Origin of the sequence: Paenibacillus sp. GbtcB18 (assembly GCF_019091125.1) — a bacterium.
In the GTDB taxonomy this organism is placed as follows: Bacteria; Bacillota; Bacilli; order Paenibacillales; family NBRC-103111; genus Paenibacillus_F; species Paenibacillus_F chitinolyticus.
Genome location: NZ_JAGXJX010001008.1, coordinates 1 through 229 on the forward strand (window position 1 = coordinate 1; position 229 = coordinate 229).

Below are 229 nucleotides of genomic sequence, written 5' to 3' on the forward strand. Positions count from 1 at the left end.
ATTGATCCGCAGCGCCGACGTGAGCAACCTTCTTATTGCGACAGCTACGAGATCCCTATTCGGAAATTTCTTCGTAAGCGGACTTTCTCCGGGTGCTTATACCGAGGTGGCGGAAGCGAAGGGATTCGCGGCAGGTACGGCCGGAGCCGCCGGAGTCAGCGATCGGGAAACCGCAGCAAGCCTGGCTCTCCGGCCCCTTAGCGGCGTAGTGGCGGGCAGCGTAACGGGC

At 61.6% G+C, this 229-nt stretch carries 1 protein-coding gene; it reads left to right on the plus strand.

Annotated elements, in window-relative coordinates; genetic code table 11:
• On the plus strand, window positions 1–229 hold a 229-nt coding region (locus tag KVT34_RS31515), incomplete at both ends, for a hypothetical protein (protein ID WP_217563421.1).